Origin of the sequence: Rhizobium sp. FY34, from assembly GCF_005222845.1 — a bacterium.
Taxonomy (GTDB): Bacteria; Pseudomonadota; Alphaproteobacteria; order Rhizobiales; family Rhizobiaceae; genus Neorhizobium.
In genome coordinates this window covers 25,141-50,487 of record NZ_STFZ01000022.1, presented here as the reverse complement: position 1 = coordinate 50,487, position 25,347 = coordinate 25,141, and the positions used below count along the sequence as shown (strand labels likewise).

Annotated in this window: 31 protein-coding genes and 1 pseudogene; 16 read left to right on the top strand and 16 right to left on the bottom strand. The window is 61.0% G+C overall.

From position 1 onward, the window contains the following. Positions 1 to 9 precede the first annotated feature (9 nt). The 3 genes from E8M77_RS18245 to E8M77_RS18235 are packed head-to-tail and all read right to left on the bottom strand — an operon-like array spanning position 10 to position 3,160. Positions 10 to 387, bottom strand: a complete 378-nt coding sequence (locus tag E8M77_RS18245; protein ID WP_137132061.1) for a Na+/H+ antiporter subunit C — start codon at positions 385 to 387, stop codon at positions 10 to 12. Next, positions 387 to 806, bottom strand: a complete 420-nt coding sequence (locus E8M77_RS18240; RefSeq protein WP_137132060.1) for a Na+/H+ antiporter subunit B — start codon at positions 804 to 806, stop codon at positions 387 to 389. Before E8M77_RS18240 ends, E8M77_RS18245 begins: the two co-directional genes overlap by 1 nt. Then, positions 803 to 3,160: a putative monovalent cation/H+ antiporter subunit A gene (locus E8M77_RS18235; RefSeq protein ID WP_137132059.1), complete on the bottom strand. Its 2,358-nt coding sequence runs from the start codon at positions 3,158 to 3,160 to the stop codon at positions 803 to 805. Before E8M77_RS18235 ends, E8M77_RS18240 begins: the two co-directional genes overlap by 4 nt. Before the next feature lie 202 nt (positions 3,161 to 3,362). Between E8M77_RS18235 and msrB the strand changes: the two genes are divergently transcribed. After that, positions 3,363 to 3,770, top strand: coding sequence for a peptide-methionine (R)-S-oxide reductase MsrB (msrB, locus tag E8M77_RS18230; protein WP_137132058.1), 408 nt, complete (start codon positions 3,363 to 3,365; stop codon positions 3,768 to 3,770). 124 nt (positions 3,771 to 3,894) lie between these two features. Further along, positions 3,895 to 4,824, top strand: coding sequence for a DMT family transporter (locus E8M77_RS18225; protein ID WP_137132057.1), 930 nt, complete (start codon positions 3,895 to 3,897; stop codon positions 4,822 to 4,824). Between the two features lie 62 nt (positions 4,825 to 4,886). Here E8M77_RS18225 and E8M77_RS18220 read toward each other — a convergent pair whose 3' ends face one another. Further along, on the bottom strand, positions 4,887 to 5,789 hold the full coding sequence (locus E8M77_RS18220) for a LysR family transcriptional regulator (protein WP_137132056.1): 903 nt from the start codon (positions 5,787 to 5,789) through the stop codon (positions 4,887 to 4,889). Positions 5,790 to 5,908: 119 nt separating this feature from the next. Between E8M77_RS18220 and E8M77_RS18215 the strand changes: the two genes are divergently transcribed. Next, the gene (locus E8M77_RS18215; protein WP_137132055.1) at positions 5,909 to 6,427 is read left to right on the top strand and encodes a phenolic acid decarboxylase; all 519 of its coding nucleotides are present in this window, start codon (positions 5,909 to 5,911) and stop codon (positions 6,425 to 6,427) included. A gap of 73 nt (positions 6,428 to 6,500) precedes the next feature. Here E8M77_RS18215 and E8M77_RS18210 read toward each other — a convergent pair whose 3' ends face one another. The 5 genes from E8M77_RS18210 to E8M77_RS18190 form a co-directional block, all read right to left on the bottom strand. Further along, positions 6,501 to 7,001 carry a GNAT family N-acetyltransferase gene (locus E8M77_RS18210; RefSeq protein WP_137132054.1) on the bottom strand — a complete coding sequence of 167 codons (501 nt, stop codon included), beginning with the start codon at positions 6,999 to 7,001 and terminating at the stop codon, positions 6,501 to 6,503. Between the two features lie 122 nt (positions 7,002 to 7,123). Continuing rightward, the gene (locus tag E8M77_RS18205; protein ID WP_137132053.1) at positions 7,124 to 8,263 is read right to left on the bottom strand and encodes an acyltransferase family protein; all 1,140 of its coding nucleotides are present in this window, start codon (positions 8,261 to 8,263) and stop codon (positions 7,124 to 7,126) included. A gap of 98 nt (positions 8,264 to 8,361) precedes the next feature. Further along, a complete protein-coding gene (locus E8M77_RS18200; protein ID WP_137132052.1) occupies positions 8,362 to 9,027 on the bottom strand; it encodes a hemolysin III family protein in 666 nt (221 codons plus the stop codon). Between the two features lie 137 nt (positions 9,028 to 9,164). Next, positions 9,165 to 9,485, bottom strand: a complete 321-nt coding sequence (locus E8M77_RS18195) for a TraR/DksA C4-type zinc finger protein (protein ID WP_137132051.1) — start codon at positions 9,483 to 9,485, stop codon at positions 9,165 to 9,167. A gap of 18 nt (positions 9,486 to 9,503) precedes the next feature. Continuing rightward, a complete protein-coding gene (locus E8M77_RS18190; protein WP_137132050.1) occupies positions 9,504 to 9,914 on the bottom strand; it encodes a universal stress protein in 411 nt (136 codons plus the stop codon). Positions 9,915 to 10,106: 192 nt separating this feature from the next. Between E8M77_RS18190 and E8M77_RS18185 the strand changes: the two genes are divergently transcribed. Together E8M77_RS18185 and E8M77_RS18180 are read left to right on the top strand one after the other, a co-directional pair. Further along, a complete protein-coding gene (locus E8M77_RS18185; protein WP_137132049.1) occupies positions 10,107 to 10,979 on the top strand; it encodes a VOC family protein in 873 nt (290 codons plus the stop codon). Positions 10,980 to 11,115: 136 nt separating this feature from the next. After that, positions 11,116 to 12,270, top strand: a complete 1,155-nt coding sequence (locus E8M77_RS18180) for an AI-2E family transporter (protein ID WP_137132048.1) — start codon at positions 11,116 to 11,118, stop codon at positions 12,268 to 12,270. 18 nt (positions 12,271 to 12,288) lie between these two features. Here the strand turns inward: E8M77_RS18180 and E8M77_RS18175 are convergent, their stop codons facing one another. Further along, positions 12,289 to 12,669 (bottom strand): DUF930 domain-containing protein, encoded by a 381-nt coding sequence (locus tag E8M77_RS18175; RefSeq protein WP_137132102.1) that lies wholly within the window; start codon positions 12,667 to 12,669, stop codon positions 12,289 to 12,291. A gap of 380 nt (positions 12,670 to 13,049) precedes the next feature. Here E8M77_RS18175 and E8M77_RS18170 point away from each other — a divergent pair, with 380 nt between their 5' ends. The 7 genes from E8M77_RS18170 (at position 13,050) to E8M77_RS18145 (ending at position 18,449) form a co-directional block, all read left to right on the top strand. After that, positions 13,050 to 13,319, top strand: a complete 270-nt coding sequence (locus tag E8M77_RS18170; RefSeq protein WP_170975927.1) for a type II toxin-antitoxin system HicA family toxin — start codon at positions 13,050 to 13,052, stop codon at positions 13,317 to 13,319. Then, positions 13,316 to 13,537, top strand: a complete 222-nt coding sequence (locus tag E8M77_RS18165; RefSeq protein WP_137132047.1) for a type II toxin-antitoxin system HicB family antitoxin — start codon at positions 13,316 to 13,318, stop codon at positions 13,535 to 13,537. Before E8M77_RS18170 ends, E8M77_RS18165 begins: the two co-directional genes overlap by 4 nt. A 3-nt stretch (positions 13,538 to 13,540) precedes the next feature. Next, positions 13,541 to 13,813 (top strand): hypothetical protein, encoded by a 273-nt coding sequence (locus tag E8M77_RS18160; RefSeq protein WP_137132046.1) that lies wholly within the window; start codon positions 13,541 to 13,543, stop codon positions 13,811 to 13,813. Beyond that, positions 13,810 to 13,932: a hypothetical protein gene (locus tag E8M77_RS24415; protein ID WP_281408204.1), complete on the top strand. Its 123-nt coding sequence runs from the start codon at positions 13,810 to 13,812 to the stop codon at positions 13,930 to 13,932. The genes E8M77_RS18160 and E8M77_RS24415 overlap by 4 nt, the downstream gene beginning before the upstream one ends. Before the next feature lie 105 nt (positions 13,933 to 14,037). Next, complete coding sequence (locus E8M77_RS18155) at positions 14,038 to 16,143, top strand: S9 family peptidase (protein WP_137132045.1); 2,106 nt, start codon at positions 14,038 to 14,040, stop codon at positions 16,141 to 16,143. Positions 16,144 to 16,416: 273 nt separating this feature from the next. Further along, positions 16,417 to 18,009, top strand: a complete 1,593-nt coding sequence (locus E8M77_RS18150; protein WP_137132044.1) for a diguanylate cyclase — start codon at positions 16,417 to 16,419, stop codon at positions 18,007 to 18,009. Between the two features lie 158 nt (positions 18,010 to 18,167). Then, on the top strand, positions 18,168 to 18,449 hold the full coding sequence (locus E8M77_RS18145; RefSeq protein ID WP_137132043.1) for a hypothetical protein: 282 nt from the start codon (positions 18,168 to 18,170) through the stop codon (positions 18,447 to 18,449). A gap of 69 nt (positions 18,450 to 18,518) precedes the next feature. On the opposite strand, the gene dmeF is transcribed toward E8M77_RS18145, so the two are convergent. The 3 genes from dmeF to E8M77_RS18130 all read right to left on the bottom strand — a co-directional run bounded on the left by dmeF (position 18,519) and on the right by E8M77_RS18130 (position 20,697). Then, positions 18,519 to 19,583 (bottom strand): CDF family Co(II)/Ni(II) efflux transporter DmeF, encoded by a 1,065-nt coding sequence (gene dmeF / locus E8M77_RS18140; RefSeq protein ID WP_137132042.1) that lies wholly within the window; start codon positions 19,581 to 19,583, stop codon positions 18,519 to 18,521. 45 nt (positions 19,584 to 19,628) lie between these two features. After that, the gene (gene dmeR / locus E8M77_RS18135; RefSeq protein ID WP_137132041.1) at positions 19,629 to 19,907 is read right to left on the bottom strand and encodes a Ni(II)/Co(II)-sensing transcriptional repressor DmeR; all 279 of its coding nucleotides are present in this window, start codon (positions 19,905 to 19,907) and stop codon (positions 19,629 to 19,631) included. 70 nt (positions 19,908 to 19,977) lie between these two features. Beyond that, positions 19,978 to 20,697 carry a cation transporter gene (locus E8M77_RS18130; RefSeq protein ID WP_137132040.1) on the bottom strand — a complete coding sequence of 240 codons (720 nt, stop codon included), beginning with the start codon at positions 20,695 to 20,697 and terminating at the stop codon, positions 19,978 to 19,980. Between the two features lie 87 nt (positions 20,698 to 20,784). Here E8M77_RS18130 and E8M77_RS18125 point away from each other — a divergent pair, with 87 nt between their 5' ends. The 4 genes from E8M77_RS18125 (at position 20,785) to E8M77_RS18110 (ending at position 23,085) form a co-directional block, all read left to right on the top strand. Beyond that, the gene (locus tag E8M77_RS18125; protein ID WP_137132039.1) at positions 20,785 to 21,198 is read left to right on the top strand and encodes a helix-turn-helix domain-containing protein; all 414 of its coding nucleotides are present in this window, start codon (positions 20,785 to 20,787) and stop codon (positions 21,196 to 21,198) included. 8 nt (positions 21,199 to 21,206) lie between these two features. Then, on the top strand, positions 21,207 to 21,674 hold the full coding sequence (locus E8M77_RS18120; RefSeq protein WP_137132038.1) for a cupin domain-containing protein: 468 nt from the start codon (positions 21,207 to 21,209) through the stop codon (positions 21,672 to 21,674). 330 nt (positions 21,675 to 22,004) lie between these two features. Continuing rightward, positions 22,005 to 22,493, top strand: a complete 489-nt coding sequence (locus tag E8M77_RS18115) for a GNAT family N-acetyltransferase (protein WP_137132037.1) — start codon at positions 22,005 to 22,007, stop codon at positions 22,491 to 22,493. Between the two features lie 25 nt (positions 22,494 to 22,518). Further along, positions 22,519 to 23,085, top strand: coding sequence for a type 1 glutamine amidotransferase family protein (locus E8M77_RS18110; RefSeq protein ID WP_137132036.1), 567 nt, complete (start codon positions 22,519 to 22,521; stop codon positions 23,083 to 23,085). 123 nt (positions 23,086 to 23,208) lie between these two features. On the opposite strand, the gene E8M77_RS18105 is transcribed toward E8M77_RS18110, so the two are convergent. The 3 genes and pseudogenes from E8M77_RS18105 to E8M77_RS18095 all read right to left on the bottom strand — a co-directional run. Continuing rightward, the gene (locus E8M77_RS18105) at positions 23,209 to 24,333 is read right to left on the bottom strand and encodes a GGDEF domain-containing protein (RefSeq protein WP_137132035.1); all 1,125 of its coding nucleotides are present in this window, start codon (positions 24,331 to 24,333) and stop codon (positions 23,209 to 23,211) included. 141 nt (positions 24,334 to 24,474) lie between these two features. Beyond that, positions 24,475 to 24,825 carry a hypothetical protein gene (locus E8M77_RS18100; protein WP_137132034.1) on the bottom strand — a complete coding sequence of 117 codons (351 nt, stop codon included), beginning with the start codon at positions 24,823 to 24,825 and terminating at the stop codon, positions 24,475 to 24,477. After that, positions 24,822 to 25,304: pseudogene (locus E8M77_RS18095) on the bottom strand (CbtA family protein); the annotation flags it as partial. The pseudogene E8M77_RS18095 and the gene E8M77_RS18100, both read right to left, overlap by 4 nt. Positions 25,305 to 25,347: the final 43 nt, after the last annotated feature.

Genomic DNA, 25,347 nt, shown 5'->3' with positions numbered 1-25,347 from the left:
TCGTCCCTTTCAGTAGCCGAGCGGCGGCATGGGGTCATCCTTCGGCTCGGCAAGCCGCATCTCATCGGTATTGTCGGTGCCAAGCTCCTGATAGGCGCGGTAGGTCAGCGTCAACAGGAAGGCAAAGAAGGAGAAGGAGATGACAATGGCCGTCAGGATCAGCGCCTGCGGCAGCGGATTGGCGGCACCGGCCGGCAGGCTGTCGAGACCCGCGCCGATGATCGGCGGCACTTCGCGCGTCAGCCGGCCACCGGTGAAGATCAAAAGATTGACCGCATTGCCGAGAATGGCGATGCCCAGCAGCATGCGCACCGAATGTTTGGAGAGGATGAGATAGATGGCCGCTGAGAAAAAGGCGGCGACCAGGACGGAGAAAACCGCTTCCATCAGTCGCGCTCCTTTTCTTCGAGCGCAAGCGCAATCGAGGTGATGGCGCCGACGACGACGAGATAGACGCCGATATCAAAGGACATGACGGTGGCAAGCGGTATCTCGACGCCAAACAGGCGCGGATAGATCCAGATGCCGGTCATGAAGGGCACGCCGGCGAGGATAGACACGAAGCCGGACAGGGCGGCGAGAAGCAGGCCTGAACCGGCAATCGACATCGGGTGGAACCACAGCGCACGGCGCACGGCGGCAACGCCATAGGCAATGCCGTAAATGGCAAAGGCGGAGGCGGCAATCAGCCCGCCGATAAAGCCGCCGCCCGGTTCGTTATGGCCGCGTAACAGGACGAAGATCGAGAACATGATCATCAGCGCCGTGAGAAACGGCGCAACACTGCGGAAAATCAGGGTGTTCATCGCCGCCCTCCCCCATTGGCATCGGGATTGTTATCGGCCGGTTTTGTCGCCCCGCCGCCGGGGCGGATGCGGATCAGCGCCAGGATCGAAAGCCCGGTGATCATCACCACGGCGATTTCGCCCAGCGTATCCACGCCGCGGAAATCGACGATGATGACATTCACCACATTGGCACCGTGGGCGATGATTTTCGAATAGGCGTTGAAGAAATCCGTCAGGCGGTCATCAAACACGCTCTGGGTGGATTTGAGCAGCAAAAGCGCAAAGCCCAGGCCGCAGGCAAGCGCAATCGTGCCATCGAAAAGCCGGTGCGCAATCGGCCGATGATCCGATGGCGACAGGCTGAGCCGTGTCATGGCGAGCGCCAGAATGACCACCGACAGGGTTTCGACCATGAACTGCGTGAACGACAGATCCGGTGCGCCAAACAGCAGGAAGATCACCGCCACGGCAAAGCCCTGAATGCCGAGCGAGACAATCGCGGTCAGGCGGTTGCTGGCCATCAGCACGGCTACAAGACCGATGAGCGCAATGGCAAAGAAGCCCCATTCATGCAGCGCCACATCCGAGGGGAAGAGCGGCACGGCGGGCAGCTCGCCATAGAGGATCGGCGGCACCAGAAGCGTCAGCGCCAGGAAGATGAAAGTGGCCGTGAGATAGACTTCCAGCCGGCCGGGCTGGACGAACCGGGTCACCAGCACCGACAGACGCACCAGACCGGCAATGAAGCCATCAAAGGCGCGGTCCGGGCCGGGGCCGATGCCATCCATGAGGCGCACCATCAGGGCGCGGGCGCGCGACAGCTGCAGATAGACGAGGACGCCGAGCGCCACGGTGACAAGCGACAGGAGAAGCGGAACACCGATATGCGGGATGGTGGAAATCGAAACCTGCGTCGGCACGCCTTCCACAGCACTGGCCATGGGCGTGGAGACAAAGCGATGCAGAATGCCGGAAAACAGGCCGCCGCAGAGGCCGAGAACGGCAAGAACCGCCGGGCCGATCCACAATAGAAGCGGGCCTTCATGCGCCTGTTTCGGTGTGTCCACCTTGGGGCCGAGGAACGGCTTCAGCGCCACGGCAAAGGCGATGGCAAACATCAGCGCATTGCCGATGACGGCGATGAGCGCAAAGACGATGGCGCGCAGATTGCCGCCTTCCAGCGCATAATAGATCTCTTCCTTGGCCAGAAAGCCGAGGAAAAGCGGCAGGCCACCCATGGACAGAGCGGCAAGCAGGGCCGCGCCAAAGGTGATCGGCATGGCCCGCATCAGGCCGCCAAGCCGCGTCACGTCGCGCGTGCCCGCTTCGTGATCAATGAGGCCGGCGACCATGAACAGCGCGCCTTTAAACAGCGAATGGGCCACGAGATAGAGGACGGCAGCGATAATGGCATGATCGGAGCCGAAGCCGGTCAGCATGACCAGAAGGCCGAGCGAGGCCATGGTCGTATAGGCCAGCATCAATTTCAGATCCGTCTGGCGCAGCGACAGGAAGGTGCCGGCAATCAGCGTCACGCCGCCGAAGAAGGGCAGCAGGATTTCCCAGGCCGGCATATCGCCCAGCGTCGGGTTGAGCCGCATCAAAAGATAGACGCCCGCTTTCACCATGGTGGCCGAATGCAGATAGGCGGAGACCGGTGTCGGTGCTTCCATGGCATTGGGAAGCCAGGCATGGAAGGGAAATTGCGCGGACTTGGTGAAGCAGCCACCCAGCACGAGCAGCAGCGCCGCCAGATAGAAGGGGCTCTGGCGCACCACATCGCCGGCATGCACCAGAAGCGACAGCTGCGTCACGCCGCTGATATTCCAGAGAAAGATCAATCCGGCGAGCAGGCAGAGCCCGCCGCCACCGGTAATCACCAGCGCCTGCAATGCCGCGCGCCGGGCGGCTGCCCGCTCATGGTCAAAGCCGATCAGCAGGAAGGAGGTGATCGAGGTGAGTTCCCAATAGACAAACAGCATCAGGAAACTGTCGGAGAGCACGACGCCGAGCATCGAGCCCATGAACAGAAGGATGAACGAGAAGAAGCGCCCCTGTTGCGGATGACCCTTCATATAGCCGCCGGAATAAAGCACGATCAGCGTGCCGATGCCGGTGATCAGCAGCGCAAAGGTCAGCGACAGACCGTCAATGAACCAGGAAAACGACAGGTTGAGGCTGGGCACCCAGACAAAACCGCCGGTCACCACTTCGCCGGCTGCAATTTCCGGCAGATATCCGGTAAAATAGACGAAGGCAAAGGCCGGTGCCGCGGCCAGCAGCCAGGCCGCCTGATGCCCCAGCCGGCGCGTGGCAAAGGGCGCGACAATGGCAGCGATGAAAGGAAGGAACAGACACAACAGGGTGATCATGGTTTCCCTGGCCTCCTCGCCGCATTGGGCATCATGCTCTACGTCTCCCGTCGTCAATTCGGCGTCTGATCGTTGTAGCTTGGCCCTGTGTAAGCCATGGGTTTGACCGGCTCAACGTCTTGTGCGTCGAAATCAACCACTATCCGGCCTTTTTCGGGACACGCACCCTCCCTATTTAGGCAGAAACCCCAAGGAGCAAGCGATGACGGAGACAATCACGCCGAAGGTGATCAAGAGTGATGCGGAGTGGCGCGAGCAATTGACGCCCGAGCAATACCGGATCCTGCGCCAGGCGGGCACGGAACGCGCCTTTACCGGCCCCTACTGGAATGCCAAGGACAAGGGCCTTTACCGCTGCGCGGGCTGCGACACGCCGCTCTTCGTTTCGGATACGAAATTCGATTCCGGCTGCGGCTGGCCAAGCTATTTTGCCGCCGTGACACCGGATGCCGTGCGCGAATTGCGCGATACAACGCATGGCATGGTGCGCACGGAAATCCGCTGCGCCAGCTGCGACGGGCATCTGGGCCATGTCTTTCCCGACGGCCCGCCGCCGACCGGCCTGCGCTACTGCATCAACGGCCATTCCATGGTGTTTGAACCGGTGTAAGGGGCCAAGCCACAGGGCGTTGCTGCGGCAGGCCGCAGCAACGCGATAGTTCGTCCGCGATCGAAGCATATGGCACTCGCGAGGGGATAGGGTCCGGGCAAGACCCACAGGAAATGTCCTTCCGATGCCCGTACAGAACACCCTTCAGAACACACCTCAAAGCACCTCCCAGGGCACACTTGCCCGCGAACTTCTTCTTCTTTTGCTGCTCGCCACCTGCTGGGGATCGGCCTATACCTTCATCAAAATCGGCATCGAAACGATCCCGCCGGTTACGCTGATTGCCGCGCGCACCTTGCTTGCCGGTGCATTGCTGCTGGCGATCCTGCGACTGAGGGGGCTTCGCATGCCGCGGGACAGGGCTGTCTGGGGCCGCTTCCTGGTGCAGGCCTGCCTCAACAGCGCCGTGCCCTTCACGCTGATCGCCTGGGCGGAACAGAGCGTCGATGCGGGGCTTGCCGTCATTTTGAATTCGCTGACGCCGGTCGTCACCTTCCTCATCACGGCATTCGTCACCCGGCACGAGGCGGTCTCCGGCCGCAAGCTTCTGGGCGTTACGGCCGGGTTGACCGGGGCGAGCCTGATCATCGGCGTCGGCGCGCTGGACGGGTTGGGGCGCGATGTCGTGGCGCAGCTTGCCGTGGTGGCGGCCACCGTCTGCTATGCCTGTGCTGCCATCTACGGCAAGAATTTCAAGGGTCTCGATCCGATGATGCCGGCGGCCGGTTCGCTCGTCTGCGGTGCCGTGCTGCTGTTTCCCGCAAGTCTCGTCATCGATCATCCCTGGACGCTCAGCCCCTCGCTGCCCTCGCTGGCGGCGCTTCTGGCGCTCTCGGTCTTTTCCACCTCGCTCGCCTTCGTCATCTATTTCCGTCTGGTGCAGACGCTCGGTTCGGTGGCGACGACCTCGCAGGCCTATCTGCGCGTTCCGATCGGCGTGGCGATCGGCGCCATCTTTCTCGGCGAACGGCTCTCCGTTACCGCCTGGATCGGACTTGCCTTCGTGATGATCGGCGTCATCGCCATGACCCTGCCAAGCCGACGCACGGCCTGATGGCCGGTCCGCATCCCATCGATAGGGAGTCAAGGCAGGCGGGGCGAGGCACGCATGGCAGATCAGCCATCCGCCCCGCCGGTTGTCGCGCTCCGCCCGGCCTGCAGCAGGCGGCGCAGAATGGCTACGGGATGATCATCGGACAGGTCTTCACGTGCGACGCGCAAACCGTGCAGAACCGGGCGAACCCGCCCGATCGCCAGCGGCAGCGCCCGCAAAGTGCCATTTTCCAGATCAGCGCGGATCGCATCGGCCGGCAGCCAACCGAAGCACAGGCCGCTGCGCACCGCATCGATGGCGGATTCGACAGTGCTCATGCGCCAGAGCCGTCCCGGCGGCCGCTGAGCGCCGTCCTCCACTTCCAACCCGCGCACCTCCACGCAGGCATAGCGCGCGAGAGTGCTCTGGCGGATGGCCACGGTTGAGGCATTGAGCGGATGTGCCGCATGGGCAACCGCGATCAGGTTCACATGCGCAATGATATCCACCTCACGGCTGCCGGCCTCGACGGCCAGAACCGCGACATCATAGCTGTCGGGATCGGCATCCGTCACAGTCAGGCGCACCGTTTCAACCAGCTGCACCTCGGCATCCGGACAGATGGAGGCAAAGTCCCGCAGCACGGAAAACAGGCGTGACCGGGAAAAAAGCCTGTCCACCAGCAGACGAACGGTGATCGCACCGCCTCGGCCGACATGTTGGCCTCGCCGCTCCACCCGCATCAGATCATCCAGAAGCGGCGTCACCTCCGCCAGCAACCGCGCTCCGGCCTCCGTCAAGGCGGCGCGCCGGCCCTGCAGCGTCAAAAGCTCGACGCCCACCGCATCATGCAGCCGTGCGATGGCATAGCTGATGGAGGACTGGCTGCGGTTCAATCGTTCGGCTGCCGCCGCAAAGCTTCCCTCCGCCACGATGGCGCGCAAGACACCCCATTGTTCGAGCGTGGAGCGTGGCAACAAGGACATGAACAGGGACCTCGGAAGCGATCAATCGGATAATCCGATGATAATGGACCGAATTCGAAACTGGAATAGCGGAAATTTTCTTTTATTCTCAATGATTATCAACGCATGAGGAATTTCAGATGTCCGATCTTTTCGAATCCACGAAGCCAGAAGAACTGACCGATCTGGTGGGCCAGCATTTCATCTACACCTATGAAAATGGCTGGCAGTACGAAATGTATGTGAAGAACGACCGCACGATCGACTACCGCATCCATGCCGGTCTGGTGGGCGGCCGCTGGGTCCGCGACCAGCTTGCCCATATCGTGCGCCTCGCCCCAAAGGTCTTCAAGATCTCCTGGGATGAGCCGACCGGCACCACTGTCAGCGTCGCCGTCAATCTCACGGAACGCCGGCTGCATGGGGTGATCTTCTTCCCGGCCTGGGTTGGCGACAATCCCGGCAAGACCGTCTGCTTCCAGAACGATCATCTGGACCAGATGAAGGCCTTTCGCGATGCCGGGCCGACCTATCCGAAATTGGTCATCGATGAATTCGCCGACATTACCTATCTGGAAGATTGCGGCGCCGACAACGAGACCGTGATCATTTGCCCGCCGGACCAGCTTGCGCAGGGTTATGCCGCACGTCGCAACTGACAATCGCGACCCGCATGCCAACCAGCGCCCCGACCTCCGCAGGAGCCGGGGCGTCTGGCAAATACCCTATGCGCTACACGCGCAGTTCCAGGCAGGTGAGATCGAGCCAGCGGCCAAACTTGGTGCCGACCTCGGAAAACTGGCCGGCCACGCGAAAGCCAAGGCTCTGATGCAGGCGGATCGAGGCCTGGTTGCCGGTCTCGACGCAGGCGATCATCACATGCACGCCGCCCTCGCGGGCTTTTACGATCAGTGCCTGCATCAAAAGCCTGCCAATGCCGGCGCCGCGATGATCCTTTTCGACATAGACCGAATGTTCGACCGTGTGGCGAAAGCCTTCAAAGGCACGCCAGTCACCATAGGCGGCATAGCCGGCAATCACGCCATTCTGCTCGGCGACCAGAACGGGAAAGCCGCGGGCGCGGCGGGCGGCAAACCAGTCCTGACGATTGGCCAGATCGACCAGGTTGTCGTTCCAGATCGCCGTCGTGTTGGCCACCGCATCATTATAGATGTCGAGGATCGCCGGCAGGTCGGCTTCAGTTGCATCGCGGATCAGCAGTTCGGCGGCCATGGGCTATTCCACTATAGTTGACTTTCATCTCTTATAACAGACGAAAAAGCCCCCGGTAAAGAGCCTTGGAGGAACGCCGGTGACCACGCGGGGGCCGAGGAACGGGTCCGCGTTGCATGGGATTAGGGGCGCGTTGGCTTGTGTCCCATCCCCGCCAGGAGACCGGTCGATGGACAATAGATCGCGGCCAAGCGCTTCACCTCCGCAATCACCGCGCAGGTTAGCGCTGTCACGATGCAAACCGGGACGAAGGCCTGCACATCCAGAAGGCTCTCCCGCGATAGATAATAGGCCGCGACGACCAGCACCGTCTGATGGACGACGTAATAGGTCATGATCGAGTTGTTGAGATAGGTCACCACCCGGTTGGGCCGCGTCGCATACCGTCGGGCAAACGCCAGAAGGGTGATGATCATGCTCCACTGGAAGATCGATCTGACGATGCGCACTGCGACGAGGACTATATCCGACAGCTGCTCCCGGGGCACGGCAACGACGGTGATCGCAAGAGCAGTGAAGGAGATGACGGCCAAGGCGCAGCTTACCCGGCGCTGCCGGTCGATTTCCTGCCAGAAGCCGTCCTCGTTCATCAGAAGCACGCCGGCCATGAACATCGAAAAATATAGTACGTGCGCATACACGTCGTGGGTGATGATCAGCACCTCTCCGAAGACCGGATAAAGCACGATCCGCAACAGGGACAGAAAGACGACCGGCAGCAGGAACAGGTTGGGGCCCTTCAGCAGCGCGGCAGCCGTCGACGCAATCCGTGCCCAATGCGCCTCGAACCGGGGCCACACCATCGACCAGACGAAGATGTAGATCCAGAGATAGGCGAGAAACCACACGTGCTCGAGCCTGACCGCAGAGATCAGGTAGGCCTTCCAGAACTGCCAATAGGACAAATCAGGGAACGGGTTGGTGTCGGAAAGGTAGACCTGCGGCGGGACGATCAGGAGAACACCCACGATGAACGGCAGCAGCAGCTGACGGGTGCGCGCACTGCGAATCTCCTTGACGGTCTTCCGGCCAAGGCTCGATGAGGTGACGAAACCCGAGAGCAGGAACAGCAGGCTCATCCGCCAGGGATGCGACGCGACCGAGATCAGGTCCATCAGACGGCTGGGTGTCTCCGACTTGATCAACCATGGCTTCGTGCCAAACATCAGGCTGGCGTGGTATACGATCAGCGTTCCAAAGCTCACGACGCGCAGAAGATCGAAATCATGCCGCCGCCTGTATGATCCATTGCACGTCATCATATCGCGCTCCAATTGCAAGCATGCAACCAGAGGGCGGTTGAAATTCCGTTAACGCTCAGCCGCTGACGTTACGGAAGGGCGGCGTGCCGAGGCGCCCCTTACGCACTCCCCGACAGGCTGAAGCAGGTGAGAACCGCCGAATAATGCACGGCAGCCGCCGAGATGACAAAACCGTGCCAGATGGCGTTCTGGAAGCGCAGCCGCTCCCAGACATGGAAGATGACGCCGAGCGAATAGATCACGCCGCCGATGACGATCAGCCAGAGCGTGACGGAGGGAAGAAGCTGCGACAGCGGCGCCACCACCACTATGCCGCTCCAGCCCATGCCGAGATAAAGCAGGATGGCGAGGCGATCATAACGCCCGGGAAAGACGCATTTCAGCGTGATGCCGATCACCGCCATGGCCCAGACGAAGACCAGCATGGACAGGATCAGCGGATCAGAGGCGCCGCGCTGGAGAAAGGGCGTATAGGTGGCAGCGATCAACACAAAGATGGCTGAATGATCGAAGCGCCGCAGCACCCATTTGGTGCGCGAATGCGGCCAGATATTATAGGTGAAGGATACCGACAGACAGAGCAGCAGGCCCACACCATAGACCCAGGCGGCAATGATCTCGCCATGGCTCGACCACAGCGTGGCATAGAAGATCAGCGCCGTGACACCGACCAGCGCCAAGACGATGCCGATGCCATGGATGACACCATCGGCAACGATCTCGTGAAAATCATAGGGTCGTCCGAATCGGAACAGGTCATTCATGCGTCACGTTTCCTCTGCCCGACCCAAAATGCCGGGCGACAGGGAAAGACGCAACGGGGCAGCCGCAAAACGCGGCATCACTTTGCGTGATGCCGCGTTACGTTGGTTCAATCGGCTGCCGGCAGATCACAGTCTCTTCAACGATCCTTGAGGCAATCACTGCAGAGTGCTGCATGCGGAACGGCCTGCAGCCGCTCGTCGGCAATCGGTTGGCCGCATTGCGCGCAGGCACCGAATGTGCCGGCCACGACGCGGTCGAGCGCTGCCTCGATGGCTTCCAGCTCCTTTTGCCCGGCACCGCCCAGTTCTTCCAGCACCTCGTCATTGTTGCGCTCGATGGCGCGGTCATCGTCATCGGGGTTGCCGGGCCGGTCAAGATCAGTTTCGATCCGTTCCAAACGGTGCTGCAATTCGCTGCGGCGGGCGATCAGAATGGCCTGATATTTGTGCGTATCCATTGTTTTTCTGCCCTTGTTTCAGCGATCGACCAGCACGGAGCACTTGGCGTGGCGCACCACGCGGTCTGCCGTTGCGCCGATGAAATAATTGCTGAAATCCGGCACATGCGAGGCCAGCATGATGAGATCGGCCTGATGCGCTGTGGCGGCAGCGAGGATTTCATGCGCCGGTGCGCCCTGGCGGATTTCGACGGCGGCATCGGCGCCAGTCTTGTCCTTCAGGGCAACGAGCTTGGCCAGGCTGTCGGTGCGCGCCTCGCCCATGATATCGGTCGGGATATCGATGGTGAGATAGCCCGGCAATTCTTCCACGACATTGACCAAAGTGATGCGGCCGCCGGTATCGACAAGGCTCAACCCCTTGTGCAGCAGGCGCTCGGCCCGTTCCAGCTGACCGATATCGACGGCGACGATGATGGATTTGTACATTGCGTTTCGCTCCCAGGTGTTCTTCATCGACAGGGTGCAGCTTTCGCGGCAGTTGCACCTTGAGCGAAGTCAAATATGAGAAGAAATGCCACTGTCTCCAATTGTCGAACGAAGTTTCGCCAAACAACCATCTTTCGTGAACGATACCGCCTGCCTATATCTACTCTTACGATGGACGCAGGAAGATCCGCCATGACCGACACTACCACAGAGACCGCCTCCTTTGCCCTGACACGGCCAGCCCATGTCGATACGGCGCATCTGGTCGTCACCGATCTGGCGCTTGTCTCGCGCTATTACCGCGAGATCATCGGCCTGTCCCTGATCGAGGCCCAGCCCAGCGGCGAAGTGCTCGGCGTTGCTGGCGTGCCGCTGCTGACGCTGTCGACCGGTGGCATGATTGCCCGCGCACCGCGCACCGCCGCCGGCCTGTTCCATACGGCATTCCTTGTGCCGAACCGCACTGAACTTGCCGCCTGGCTGGCGCATGCCGTGCACAAGGGCGTGCATCTGGACGGCGCCTCGGATCATCTGGTCAGCGAGGCGATCTATCTGACCGATCCGGAAGGCAATGGCATCGAGATCTACCGCGACCGCTCGCCACTTGAATGGACCTATCTTGACGATGGCACGGTGAAGATGGCGACCGAGCGGCTGGACCTGCAGGCGCTGTACAACAGTGCGCGCAAGGATGCTTGGCAGGGCATGGCCAAGGGCACGGCGATTGGCCATATTCACTTGCAGGTCGGCGATGTGCCGCAGGCGGATGCCTTCTACCGCGATGTTCTCGGCCTCAAGGTCATGGCCCGCTATCCCGGCGCCAGCTTCTTTGCCACCGGCGGCTACCACCACCATATCGCCGCCAATGTGTGGAACAGCCGTGGCGCCACGGCCCGCGCCGACAACATGAGCGGTCTTTCGGATTACACGCTGAAATTCACCGATGCGGCGCAGTTGCAGACGGCGCTGTCCGGCCTCGAAAAGCTCGAGATAGACACGCGCCGCACCGCCTCCGGCTGGTCGCTGAAGGATCCCTGGGGCATCGGCCTGACGCTTGCCGCGTAATACGAAGGATCGATGATAGGAACCCATTGGTTTTCTATCATCGACGCTTGGCATAAGGCCACAATCTTACACGCCATAGGCGTGGAACCGGTCTGTCTTTTGCGCGTTGTGGGCACGCTCAAGAGGATTTCCGGCGATGAACACGACACAGGCCCAGAACGGCAAGGACAGGCGCCGGATACTGCAACGCGAAGCCTCTCGGCATGAAGAGGTGGCCCTCCATTCGGGCGACTCGACCGAATTCATGCCGCTTGGCCGCGAGGCGCTGGAAGTGGCCAAGGCCTGGGCGGTGATCGGCATTTTCCTGATCATCGGCTTTGCCGTGGTGGAGCATCTGTCGCTGGTGCTGAAACCACTGACGCTGGCCATCGTCGTTGGCATGATCCTTGGCATGGTGGCCGAGCGCATGGGCGAATTCGGCATTCCGCGCTTTGGCATTGCACTCATTCTTTCCAGTCTGGTGATGCTATCGATCTTCTTCATCATCAATGCCCTGGCAGAACCGACCGCGACGCTGATCCAATCCGGCCCGAGCGTGCTGGAACAGGCGATCATACGCATCACGCCTTTTCTGGAGCGCAATCCCTGGCTGCATATCACGCCCGCAACCTTCGAGACCGGGCCGATGTCGATGGAAAAGCTGCTGGAAAACAGCGGCAGCATTCTCGGCCTTCTGTCGACCAGCCTGACGCCGGCCATCGTGCAGGGGCTGATCTTCTTTGCCGGCCTGCTGCTGTTTCTCTATGGCCGGCTGCGCCTGCGCCGCGCCATCATCATGGCCTTTCCCAACCGCCATCAGCGGCTGCTGACCATCCGCATCCTGAATGCCGTGGAAGAAGTGCTCGGCTATTATTTTGCCACCGCCAGCCTGATGTATCTCGGCCTTGGTGTGGCGATGATGGTGATTGCCTATTTCGGCGGGCTCGGAATGCCGGTCATGTGGGGCATATTCGCCTTCCTCTCCAGCTTTGTGCCCTTTCTCGGCATTACGCTGATGACCTTTGCCGTGGGGGTCGGCGGCATGCTCAGCCATGATACGCTGCTTTTAGGCCTTCTGCCGGCGGCAATCTTCTTTACCGCCCATCTGATGATGGAAAACCTGCTCTTCCCGACCGTGATGGGCCGGCAGCTGGAGATCAACCCCTTCGTGGTCTTCGTCGCCATCCTGTTCTGGACCTGGATGTGGGGTGCGGTCGGCGCCATGCTGGCGCTTCCCCTGTCGCTGATCGTCATGACGATTGCCCAGGAACTGTTTCCCGACCGCAAGACCGTGCCCCAGCTTCCCGGCTGAGGCACACCTTTCTCCCATTCATTCGTAAAGGTAGAACTCGTTCCACCGCTCGCGCGGGATTTTCGAGCCGACCTTGTAATCGAAGGACAGGACCTTCAATCCGTCCTCGGCTGTTTCGCATTTGAACTTCAGCCGGTACCAATCGCCATCCGAGCGGAAAACCGCGCCCGGTGCCTTCAGCTGATTGCCCTTCTCGACCGGGTCGCCGAACGTGTAGGCGATCACCTTGTCTGGCCGAAAACTCTTTATCTCCCGCGATATGCGGTTCATGGCCTCGATATCGCAGCGCTGTTCGCGGCGCTCTTCCGGCGTCAGCCGGTCCAGCTGGCGAATAATGCTGTCATCCAGCCCGTGAGCTGGAACCACCGACGCCAGGCCAAGCAGCAGGGCGGCGGGCATGCGTTTCTGTGTCATGTCATTCCCATCCTAGAGCATTTCCGGCAAACTCGGGTTCAATTCTGTTTCACGATCGGCGCGTACGATCCGGTGGTGAAACGGGTGAAGTTCAATGCTCCCGCATCGGGCAAGACCGGTTCGCCATCGGGCGTCCGCCGATCGGAAACCCGAAGGGACGAGCGCTTTTGCACCGATATCGGCGCCGAGCCACTCGACCGTATCAAAGGATACGCCCTTCGTGCCTCGGCTTGATCTCGTCACAAAATCGCTCCGTCAGAATGAGCCCCAGTTTGCCGGAAATGCTCTGAGTGACCAGGACGGGGCGGAACCTAGGGGAGACATGGCCGATTGACCACCCATTGTAGCGCGAACGCATATAAAATATGATCGCATGTCATGCCGGGGGAAGCCATGAGCAAGCGTCTTCAGAGAATACGGGAAATCCACAGGCAGACTGGCGCATCGAGGATATAGAGGCCATCTGCGCGGAATTTGGCGTCACCTGCGCGCGCCCAAGGTCCGGCAGTTCGCATTTCAAGATCAGCCATCCGGCCATGCGCGAAATCCTCACCATCCCTTTCAAACGCCCGGTCAAGCCGGTATATATTCGAAAGCTCGTGCAGTTCATCGACACACTGGGGCGCCTGCCATGACGGACCTGACCTATGCCGTGCTGATTTCACCGCTTTCGCCGGAAGACGGCGGCGGTTTTCTGGCAACCGTGCCGGATCTGCCGGGCTGCATGAGCGACGGCGAAACGCCGCAGGAAGCGCTCTCGAATGTGGCCGACGCCATTGCAGCCTGGACAGAGGCCGCCGAGGCGCTGGGACGACAGGTTCCGCGTCCTCTGAGACACCCGATGGCAGTCTGAACCATGACGGTGGACGATGAAGACAAGGCAAAAGGCTTGTCAGTGCTTTCCGATGCCCGCAAGGAACAGGTGAAACTGCGCGCCACGTTCCTCAACGGCATCGGCATGGGGGTCATGCTGATCGGAGTATTCACCCCTGTGACCCGCATGATCTATGGCGACATGCGCATGGATATCAATTCCTATTGGCTGGCCATCGGGACGATTGGTTGCTTTGTTCTGGGGCTCGCATTACATTGGACCGGCAGCATGATCCTGAAAGGATTGAGCCAATGATCGAAAATATCATCCTGATCTCCCTGCCCGTGATCGGCGTCGCGATGGCAATCGGATTTGTCTATTGGCAGAGCTGGCGTGACGGCGTGCTGCCCGGCCAGCGCTCCAAGAAAAAGTAAGGCAATAAGCGCCGGCCAATGCCCGCCGCCTTGATGCCGGGCTTGTTCTCCTGCGCTGCGGCGCCTATCTCTGGCACTCCTGATCCCTGATGCCGGAGTGTCCCCTTGGCCAAGTCCAAAGCCGTTTTCCAGAACCTCCCGACCCCGCCGAAAGCTGCAAAAAAGCCGCTGAGCGATACCCGCCACGGCATCACCCGCACAGACGAATTTGCCTGGATGCGCGCCGACAACTGGCAGGCGATGTTCAAGGACCCTTCCCTGCTCGATCCCGCAATCCGCACCCATCTGGAGGCGGAAAACGCCTATATGGAAGCCGCACTCGGCGATACGGCAGCGCTTCAGGCGCAATTGTTTGCCGAGATGAAGGGCCGCATCAAGGAAGACGATTCGTCGGTTCCCGTGAAGGACGGGCCTTTTGCCTATGGCACGCTTTATGTGACCGGCGGCGAGCAGGCGCATTATTTCCGCACGCCGCGCGATGGCGGCGAGCGCGACGTGCTGCTGGATGGCGACAAGGAAGCCCTGGGCAAGGATTATTTCCGCCTGTCGGGCATTGATCATTGCAGCGATCATTCCTTCGGCATCTGGGGCTATGATGACAAGGGATCGGAATACTTCACGCTGCGGGTGCGTGATCTTGCAACCGGCAAGGATCTTCCCGACGTGATCGACAATACCGCTGGCGGTGGCGTCTGGGCCCAGGACGGCAAGAGCTTTTTCTACACGCTGCAGGATGAGAACCACCGCCCGTCAAAAGTCTTCCACCACATCATCGGCGAGCCGCAATCGTCCGACCGGCTGGTCTATGAGGAAACCGATCCGGGCTTCTTCATGGGCGTTGGCGGATCGCTGCTGGATGACGTGATCTATATCGACATCCATGACCATGAGACATCGGAATACCGGCTGCTCTCGACGAAAGACCTGACCGCCGAGCCCGTTCTGGTGGCAGAGCGCGAGGAAGGCGTCGAATATTCGATGACCGAAGGCGGCGATGTCTTCTACATCCTCACCAATGCCGATGGCGCCAAGGATTTCAAGATCGTCGAGGCGCCGGTCTCGGCACCGGGCAAGGAGAACTGGACAGAGCTTGTGGCGCATGAGCCGGGCCGGCTGATCCTCTCCCACATGGCCTATGCGCGCCACCTGATCTGGCTGGAGCGGCGCGACGGTCTGCCGCGCATTGTCGTGCGCGACCGCACAACAGGCGAGGAACATGCCATCGCCTTTGCCGAGGAAGCCTATTCGCTCGGCCTGTCGGGCGCTGCCGAATATGACACGGACGTCATCCGCTTTTCCTATTCCTCGATGACGACGCCCTCGCAGCTGTTTGACTATCATATGGCAACGCGCGAGCGCACACTGCTCAAGACGCAGGAAGTGCCCTCGGGCCACACGGCAGAAGACTATGTGACGCGCCGGGTGATGGCTCCCTCGCATGATGGCGAACTGGTGCCGGTCTCCCTCCTGTACCGCAAAGACACCAAGCTCGATGGATCGGCGCCTTGCCTTCTCTATGGCTACGGCGCCTATGGCATGAGCATTCCCGCCTCGTTTTCCACCAATAACCTGTCTTTGGCCGATCGCGGCTTCATCTATGCCATCGCCCATGTGCGCGGCGGCAAGGACAAGGGCTTTGCCTGGTATGAAAACGGCAAGATGGAAGACAAGCCGAACACGTTCAAGGATTTCATTGCCGCTGCCGACCATCTGGTGAAAGAGGGCTTTACGTCTTACGACAACATCATTGCCGAAGGCGGATCGGCCGGCGGCATGCTGATGGGGGCGATTGCCAATATGGCGCCGGAAAAATTCGCCGGCATCATCGCCGCCGTGCCCTTTGTCGATGTGTTGAACACCATGCTCGACGATACGCTGCCGCTTACCCCGCCGGAATGGCCCGAATGGGGCAATCCGCTTGACTCTGCGGAAGAATACGCCTGGATCGCCGCCTATTCACCCTACGACAATGTAGGAGTAAAATCCTACCCACCAATACTGGCCATTTCCGGCCTTACCGATCCGCGCGTCACCTATTGGGAACCGACCAAATGGGTGGCGAAGTTACGCGACCAGGCCCCGGATGCCGGCCCCTATCTGTTGAAGACGAACATGGCCGCCGGCCATGGCGGCAAGTCTGGCCGTTTCCAGCGGCTGGAGGAAATCGCCTTCGAATATGCCTTTGCCATCAAGGTGGCCGGCCGGATGTAATGGCGACGGCCGAGCTTCGCTTTGTTGACAAGGCAGCCGGCCGACACCTCGGCGAGGCAGGCTGACAGAGCGGAGCCCGATATCAACCGGTGATTTCAGCAGCGACAATAAGCACGCAGGATTGTCCTTCATCATTCTCCTCGCGTATAAGGATATAATTAGCAAATCGGCCCTAGTGTTCGCATTTCGAACTTGGCCTTGGACACTAAGCGCCAGCGAAACGCGGGGTATTGGCAAGTGGGGACTTCGATATGGCTCCTCGGGACTGTCGCGATGCTTGCGATATTGATCCTGTTTGCCGCGATCCGCGCACCCAGTGCGCCGGGCCGCAGGGCCTTCACCCTTTCGGTCACCTTCGCGCTCTGGTGGACGATCTGCGTTCTCTATCGCCACAGCGTTACCGATTATGAGACACGATTTCTGCTCTGCCAGCTGGCCTGGTTCGGCATCATGGCCACACCGCTCTACTGGTCCTTGAGCTTTTTGACCTATGCGCGCGGCCGCGAGTTGGAAAAGACCTGGCAGCTGGTGACAGTCGGCATCATTGCCGCAGTCTTCGGCATTCTGGCCCTGACGAATGACTGGCATCAAAGCCTCTATATCAGCCTGATCGACGAGACGACCATGCTCTTCGAACATGGCTGGATCTATAATGTCGGGCTGATCTTTGCCTATTCGACCATGGCGACGGCCTGCCTCTACGGCACGGTGACGGCCTTGCGCTCGAATGGCATCCATCGCTGGCAACTCTGGGCGCTCCTGGCCTCTGCCATCCTGCCGTGGCTAGGCAATATTTCCTATACGATCTACGGCTTCACCCTGTTCAACGATGATCCGACGCCGTTTCTCTTCACGGCCACCGGCGCCTTCATGCTGGGGGCGCAACTGTTCGGACAGTTGTTCGTGCTGCCGCCGATCGGTCGCGACGCGATGTTTGCCATGCTGCCCGATCCGGTTCTGGTTCTGGACGAAAAGGGCCGCATTCTGGAACTCAATCCGGCGGCAGCCCGCCTGCCCGGCGTACCGGCCCAGCCGATCGGCAAGAACCTGACGGACGCATCCGAACTCAATACGCTGTTGCAGGATGGCTGCTGCGGCGATGGCCTGCGACATGAAGTGCGGCTGGCCGCCAATGGCCTGACCTATGAGCTTTCCTGCCATTCGCTGGCACCCTGGGGACGTGATGGCGGCCGCATGGTCGTGCTGCGCGACATTTCGCTGCGCAAGGCCGATGCGCAGCGGCTGGCGGCGCTGTCGCGCGATCTTGAAACACGGCTGGAAGAAAATGTGCGCCTGCAGACCCTGCTGCGTGACGAGGCTTCGCGCGACCACCTGACCGGGCTCTACAACCGCCGCCACGCCCAGACCATATTGCCGGCGCTGTTCGAGCGCGAGCGGGCCGGCATGCCGCTGTCTCTGCTGATCGTCGATATAGACCATTTCAAGATGTTCAACGACCGGTTCGGCCACCAGACGGGCGATGCCGTGCTGCAAATCTTCGCCAATATCTTGAGACAGGGCATGAGCGGCGAGGAAAATGTGTTCCGTTGGGGTGGCGAGGAATTCCTGGTGGTGCTGCCGGGCGCCGACCGCCAGACGGCGAGCGAACGGGCCGAGCATTGGCGTGCCCAGATGCCCTCCATCACGCTGCCGGATGTCCTGGACATGAACATCACCTTTTCCGCCGGCCTATGCGAGGTGACGGCGACCATGCGCACAACGCTGGAAGACGCGGTAAAGGCTGCCGACAAGGCGCTCTATGCGGCCAAGGCTGCCGGGCGCAACCGGCTCATCGTGTTTGGCGATGAGGCGACAACCAGGGCAGCCGGCGGCAAGACCGCGTCTGTCGCCCTGATCGGCGCATAGACGACAGGCTCCCGCCAGTCGTGAGGCGTTCTTCGAACCAGTCCACCCCGCAGGATCGGATCTCTGTCAAGTGAGGGGCAAGGCACTTACGCAAGCTTCGCGCAAGCTTCGCCGGTTAATGAAGGGTTAACAGCTTTCATAAGACCGGGCAGAATGCCATGCAGATCGACAGCACCATCAGCGGCTACGGATATACCGGAAGACCGCTTGTCGCCGAGCGCAAGCCCGAAGACGAAGCGCAGCGGGAGACCGAAAACCGCAGGCGCGCCAATTGGGGCATGACGGGCAGCAGCACGCTTCTATCCTCATCGCTTGCCAATGCCCTGTGGGCCGTGGAAGGCAATCGCGAAAAGGCACCGGCATCACGCGAGAATACCAGCATTCTGCAAACGACGCCCTCCTCGCTGGAGCGCGTGGAAGACGTCTATTCCGAATTCTGACCGCCGCGACGCAATCCAAGCCCCGAGACACAGGCAGTGAGTGGTCGATAGCGCCTGCCCCCAGCAGCGTCAAGCCGCCCGCGTGACCTCGACGGTCACATGCGACAATCCCCCGACATCCCGCAGTTTTGCCTTATAGGCCGCCGGTTGCTGCGGTTCACGCGCCGCAATCGATAGAATGGCCGCGTGATGGCCCGGACCGACCTGCCAGACATGCAGGTCGGTGATCTGGTCTGCGTCGCTTTCGACGCGGTCACGGATATCCTTGGCGACGGCACCACCGCGCGGCGAGACATCGAGCAGCACCCGTCCGGTATCGCGCAACAGGCCGAAGGACCAGCGGGCAATCACCAGACCGCCGACAATGCCCATCAGCGGATCAAGCCAGACCCAGCCATAGCTGCGGCCAAAGAGCAGCGCGACGATGGCGAGAACCGAGGTCAGCGCATCGGCCAGAACATGCAGATAGGCCGCGCGCAGGTTATGATCCTGCGAGCGGCGCGCGGGCGCATGAACCGGATGCGGATGGGGGTGATGATGGCCCTCATGGTGATGGCCCTCGGCATGATCATGCGCATCATGGTGGTCGTGATGATCATGATCATGATCATGATCGTCATGGTCGTGGTCATCATGATCATGCGCATGGCCGTGCCCATGGCCATGGCCATGATGATGCGGTTCATCGCGCAGCAGATAGGCGCTGACGAGATTGACGGCAAGACCGAGGATCGCCACGAGAATGGCCTGGTTGAAGGCGATTTCGACCGGCTGCGCCAGCCGCACGGCGCTTTCGGCGGCAATCAGCAGCGCCACCATGGCCAGAACCATGGCGCTGGCAAAGCCCGCCAGATCGCCCAGCTTGCCGGTGCCGAAGGTGAAGCGCGGATCACGCGCCGACCGCCTGGCATACCAATAGGCGCCGGCGGCAATCAGCATGGCGCCGGCATGGGTGGACATGTGCCAGCCATCGGCAAGCAGCGCCATCGAGCCATAAAACGAGCCGGCGGCAATCTCCACCACCATCATCGTTGCGGTAATGGCAATCACCAGCCAGACCTTGCGCTCGTTGCGGGCATGGTCTTTGCCCAAGAAGACATGGTCGTGGCTCAAGCTATCGATCGGAGCGGACATGGTGGGTTCATCCTTTGACAGTGAAGACGAAGGCTGCGCCCCGTCTCATTCGCCGCGCATATAGCTGCGCAGAGCCTGCGAGAGTTCCAAGGCTGCCGCCGCCCGCTCACCCTCGTCTGCGGCATGCACGACATGCTCTTCGAGATGTTCCTGCATGATCTCGCCGGTAAGGCCAGACAGCGCACCGCGAATGGACGACAGAAGCAGCAGAACCTCGCCGCAGGGCTTTTGCGCCTCCAGCGCCCGCTCCACCGCCTCCATCTGGCCTTTCAGGCGCCTGACGCGGGCCAGAAGCCTGTCATGCTCGCGCAGCGTATGGGACATGGACATACCTCAACTATAGAATAGGGGGCTACCCTATAATGAGGCTTCCATTCGCGCAAGCTGATAAAGATCAACCGGGGCGATGATGGCCGTGACCGCATGTGCCGGCATGCGCATGATCATGGTCGTGATCGTGAGCATGATCATGATCCGGCGCCGGCGTAATGGCCAGGGCACCGCCCGCCTTCCACTCGCGATAGGATTGCGTGAGGATCTGCACCGAGGAGGTCAGGAAAAGCCCGGCCATGACACCTGCGACCGCCAGATCCGGCCAGGCCGTGGCCGTGCCCCACACGCCGAGCGCGGCCACCATGACAATGACATTGCCAATCGCATCATTGCGCGAGCAGAGCCAGACGGAGCGCACATTGGCATCGCCATCCTTGTAATTGACGAGCAAAAGCACGCTTGCAAGATTGGCGACAAGCGCCAGAAAGCCGATGGCGCCCATCAGCGGCGCTTCCGGCATGCCCATGTAAAACACCCGGTAAAGCGTCGAGCCGAACACAAATAGCCCCATGAAAAACAGGCTGATGCCCTTGGCGGCGGCGGCCAGGCTGCGCACCTTCAGCGAGGTGCCGATGACGGCCAGCGATATGCCATAGGTGACGGCATCGGCGAAGAAATCCAGCGCATCGGCCTGCAGGGCCTGCGAGCGCGCCAATTGGCCCGCCGTCATTTCCACGGCAAACATCACCGCATTGATGGCGATAACGATCCAGAGCCTGCGCTTGTAATCTTGCGAAAGCCCCTCGAACGTACCGTGATTGTGTCCGCAGCCTGCACTCATGATGTCACCTTTCTCCTTGCAATCTGATGGTGACAGCACAGATAATCCCTCTAGGGACTAGAGCTTCAAGCGGAAAGTTGCACAAAAATGCTGTCGATCGGCGAGGTTTCAAAACGCACCGGCGTCAAGGTGCCGACTATCCGCTACTATGAACAGATGGGGCTGATGGCGCCATCCGAGCGCTCCGACGGCAACCAGCGCCGCTACAGTCGCAGCGATGTAGAGCGGCTGGCCTTTATCCGCCATGCACGAGACCTCGGCTTCGAGATCGAGCGCATTCGCGAGTTGATTGCGCTGAGCAGCCATCCCGACCGACCCTGCGACGGCGCCGACCGCATTGCCGCGATCCATCTGGCGGAGGTGCGCGAAAAGATCGACAAGCTGAAACGGCTGGAACACGAGCTGGAGCGCATCCTCTCCCATTGCGGCGGCCACACGGTGGAGGATTGCTATGTGATCCGCGCGCTATCCGACCATGGCTTGTGCGAACACGAACATTGAGAGGGAAAATGCCGATCATACGACAGGAAGACGCGCCGTTGGACGAATGGACCGGTAGCGGACATAACGCAGAGCTTGGCCCCTATACGGCGCGGCTCATGAGTGATGCGGGCGGACTAACCCAGTTCGGTGCCTTTGTAGAAACACTCAAACCCGGCGCGCGCTCTTCGCACCAGCACTGGCACGAACGGGAGGACGAATTCGTCTATATGCTTGCCGGCACGGTGACGCTTCTGGAAGGCGATAGCGCGACAGATATGCAGCCCGGCGATGCGGCCACCTTCAAGGCGGGCATCGCTGTTGGCCATTGCCTTGAAAACCGGTCGGGCAGCGACGCCACCTATCTGGTGGTCGGCACCCGCTCGCCGGATGATGTGGTGCATTACACGCAGAAGGACCTCATGCTGACCAAGGTGAATTTTGCGAAACGACTGACGGACAAGCAAGGAAACCCGGTGCCGCCGCTTGATGAATGACGAGACGATGGGCCAACGATCTCCCGAGACGGTTTTCCGGTTCCGATGCCGTTCATCCAGGCCTGCAAGAACCTCAGAGGCGGGATGAAAGCGTGCCGGATGTCATTTGCCAAGTTCACGCCCCGGCACACGGCCTCTTGACATCACGCCGAAGCTGGCGCACTGATCGTGCCATGATGATCATCCACGCACCCATCGCTGCCACGTATTTTTGGGCCTACCGGTAACGGGCGGCTTGGACAGATCATAATGTCAACAAGCCGCCGTCAGGCGGCTTTGTTGTTAAAAGACGGCACCTGACGGCACGAGAAAACCTCAAGGACGCCGCAAATGCCTGAAGATACCGAAATCTCCCTGATCCGCCCGGCCGTGGTGAACATCCGCGTTGCAAAGCCGCGTGACCTGCCGGAGCTGAATGCCATGATCGCACAGCTGGCCGCCCATCACGGCGATGCAGCGGCGATGACGCCAGAAGCGCTGGAGCGCGACCTGTTCGGCCCCATGCCCTGGATCCAGATGCTGGTGGCCGATGCCGGCGACGAGTTGATGGGCTATGCCATACTCGTGCCGCTCTACCGCGCCCAGGAAGGTCAGCGCGGCATGGACCTGCACCAGCTTTTCGTGCGCGACGGCCATCGCGGCCATGGCATTGGCCAGCACCTCGTCAACCGCGCCCGCGCCGCAGCCAAGGCGCAGGGCTGCGATTTCCTCTCCGTTTCGGCCGCCACCGGCAATTTCGCCGCCCATCGCTTCTATGAAAACATGGATTTCACCGCCCGCCCGGTGACGGGCATGCGGTTTTTGCAGGCACTTGCCTGACCCCGCAGCCGAGAAGGAGACCCGAATGGCCCGGATTGCGATTGCACTCACCCAAGACTATGCCGATTGGGAAATCGGCCTGCTGACTGCCGTTGCCCGCAGCTTCCTGGGCGCCGAGATCGTCACCGCCTCGCCGGACGGCGCGCCCGTCACCTCGATGGGCGGCTTGCGCGTGACACCCGAGTGCGCCTATGGCGACCTTTCGCCAAAGGATTTCGATGCGCTCGTCATTCCGGGCGGCATGAGCTGGGAAAAGGGAGCAGCCCCCGACTTTGCCCCCCTCACCGCTGCCTTCCGCACGCAGCAAAAACTGATCGCCGGCATCTGCGCCGCCTCGAGCGCGCTGGCCGCCACCGGCCTCTTGAACGAAGTGGCTCATACCGGCAATGCGCTTGCCGCCCACAAGGCCCATCCCGCCTATCGCGGCGAAGCGCTTTACCGCGACCAGCCAAAGGCCGTTTCCGACCAGGGTGTCATCACCGCCCCCGGCACCTCGCCCTTCACCTTCACAGTGGAGATCCTGAAGGCACTTGATATGTGGACGCCGGAGGCGGAAGCGGAGATGGCAGGGTTTAGCGCGGAGTTTCGGTAGGGCGTGGGTGCGAACCGGGAAGGCGCCGTTCGCTGAACAGGCATTCCTCCGATACACACTTCCGCTTGCGTGAACGGCGATGTTTGATATTGGCCCTGAGCGCGCAATGTCCGCTTTTGGCGGTCAGGCGGCGAAAGGGGATGCGCCGGGTGCCAGGTCTGGCGGGATTTCGCGGTCGATGCCGCCGCCATTGCGCTTTGCGCGATAGGAGGCTTTATCCGCAATCACCATCATATGTTCCAGCTTTGCGGAGCCGGACAGGGCGACCGTATAGCCCAGGCTGATGCCAATGGTGATCTCTTCGCCGCCGATCCGATACGGCAAGCTCAAAGCATCGACGATCTTTCTGGCCAGGACGTCGGCTTCAGCGAGATGCCGGACATCCGGCTGAAGCACGGCAAATTCATCGCCGCCCACGCGCACGGCGATATTGGGTGAGACGAGGGTTTCGCAAAGTCTGGCGGCAAGACGCGCCAACAGTTCATCCCCGACGGCGTGACCAAAGCGGTCATTGACATGTTTGAAGCCATCCAGATCGAAACAATGAACGCCGGTCAGCGAATCCTCGGGGCGGCCAGTCGATTTGAATGCCTCATTCAGTGCCGTGCGATTGCGCAGTCCTGTCAACGAATCGTGGCGCGCCTGATGCTCCATGTCGAGACGCAGACCGATTTGCCTGACGGACGTCCGATAGACATGCCAGACGCTCTGGATCGCCGCCACCAGAAAGGCGACACACAGCGCCGCCAGTATCCGGTGGGCCGGATCGTCCGACAGCATGACGGAGATCGTGGCGGGCAGACCTGCAATCATGATCGCAGCAACAGCAATGAAGGGCCGAACCGATACCCGCACGGTCACACCGGCAGAATATCCAAAGACGAGCACTGTCGCCAGAATTTGCACCGAAAGGTCGCGATGGTGAAACACCAGACTGGCCAGCGTTCCGACACAGGTGGCGATGATGAAGATCAGCAGCCCATGCGCCATCTCCCAGCGGGCGGCATCCTTGGCAGTGGCATGCTTGGTCGCGTCAGACCGCCGGTGGGCTAACGTCACGGCGATCTTGGCAATGGATGCAATGATGCCGGTGATGGTGGCCAGCAAGAGGATGGGGCTGCCAAGGCTCTGATAGGCATACAGACCGACAGTCAGTATCGTCAGCCCCATGATTGTCGTCGGGGTGAATGTAGAGGCTAGCTCCAACACCAACGTCTTGAACAGCTCGTCGGTCTCTCTGTAACGCACATCTTACCCCTTGTTGGCGGCGGTCCCGACCTGCGGACGCTAAAACCCCCTGGATCTTGAGGGTGTGGTTCTTAATAATTTCCCCATTCGCGCCTCAGAAAATTGTGATTGCGACTATCGCTGTTCCAGATTGGCACCCCCTCACCCGCCGAGCACGCGGCAGGCTTTGGCCTTGGCTCCACCTGCATCGCCGGCCATGGCACGGCGGATATCGCGGCTGTTGAGATGCAGGTTTCGGCCGGGCGGAATGAATTGCCGCCGAATCTTAGCCTCTGCAGCGGCGTGGAAAGCCTGTTCCTCGCGAGCGAAAAAGGCAAGGCAGGTGTCGCGGCTGAGATCGCCGGAAAGCTTGTGGGCGGCGGGACCGCCCACAAGCATGCCAATAAGGGCGCGGAAGGCGAGACGATGGATGAGGCAGGCTCCGCCGTGATCAGCCACGGCAAATTGCAGTGCATCAAGATCGTCGCGCCAGGCCGCACCGGTTTCTGTCACCGCGCGGCCTCAAAACGCTTCAACAGCGCGCCGCTCAAGGCCCCGAGCAGTGCCCAGAAGACGAAGCTGGTGACGGTGACCGCCACGATGAACTGCCGCTCGAGCGCAAGCGGCGCCAGCGGATGCTCACCGTCCGGCGGCGGTGGCGCGCCGATGACATGCGGCGCAGCGACCAGCGCCACAGCCAGAACGGCCGCCCAGGGCTCTCGGCGAATTGCGAAAAGCGCAATGCCGACAGCGGTGGCAATAGCAGTTGCGATCCACCAGGTTTGGCGCGCACCAAGTTGGGCTGCGGGCGAGCCCGGCAGTTCCGGCGGCAAGCCCAGCATGGGCGCCAACATCACTGAGGCAAAGCCGGCAAGCCCAAACAACAGGCCCGTGCGCCAGCCGCCATGTTGCGCAGCACCCATCTGGCCAGCAATGGACAGGATCGCGCTCAGCACCAGCGCGTAGCCGATGGCGGTCAGGATAGCGGAAGCGGAGATTGCAGGGTTTGGCGCGGAGTTTCGGTAGGGAGTGGGT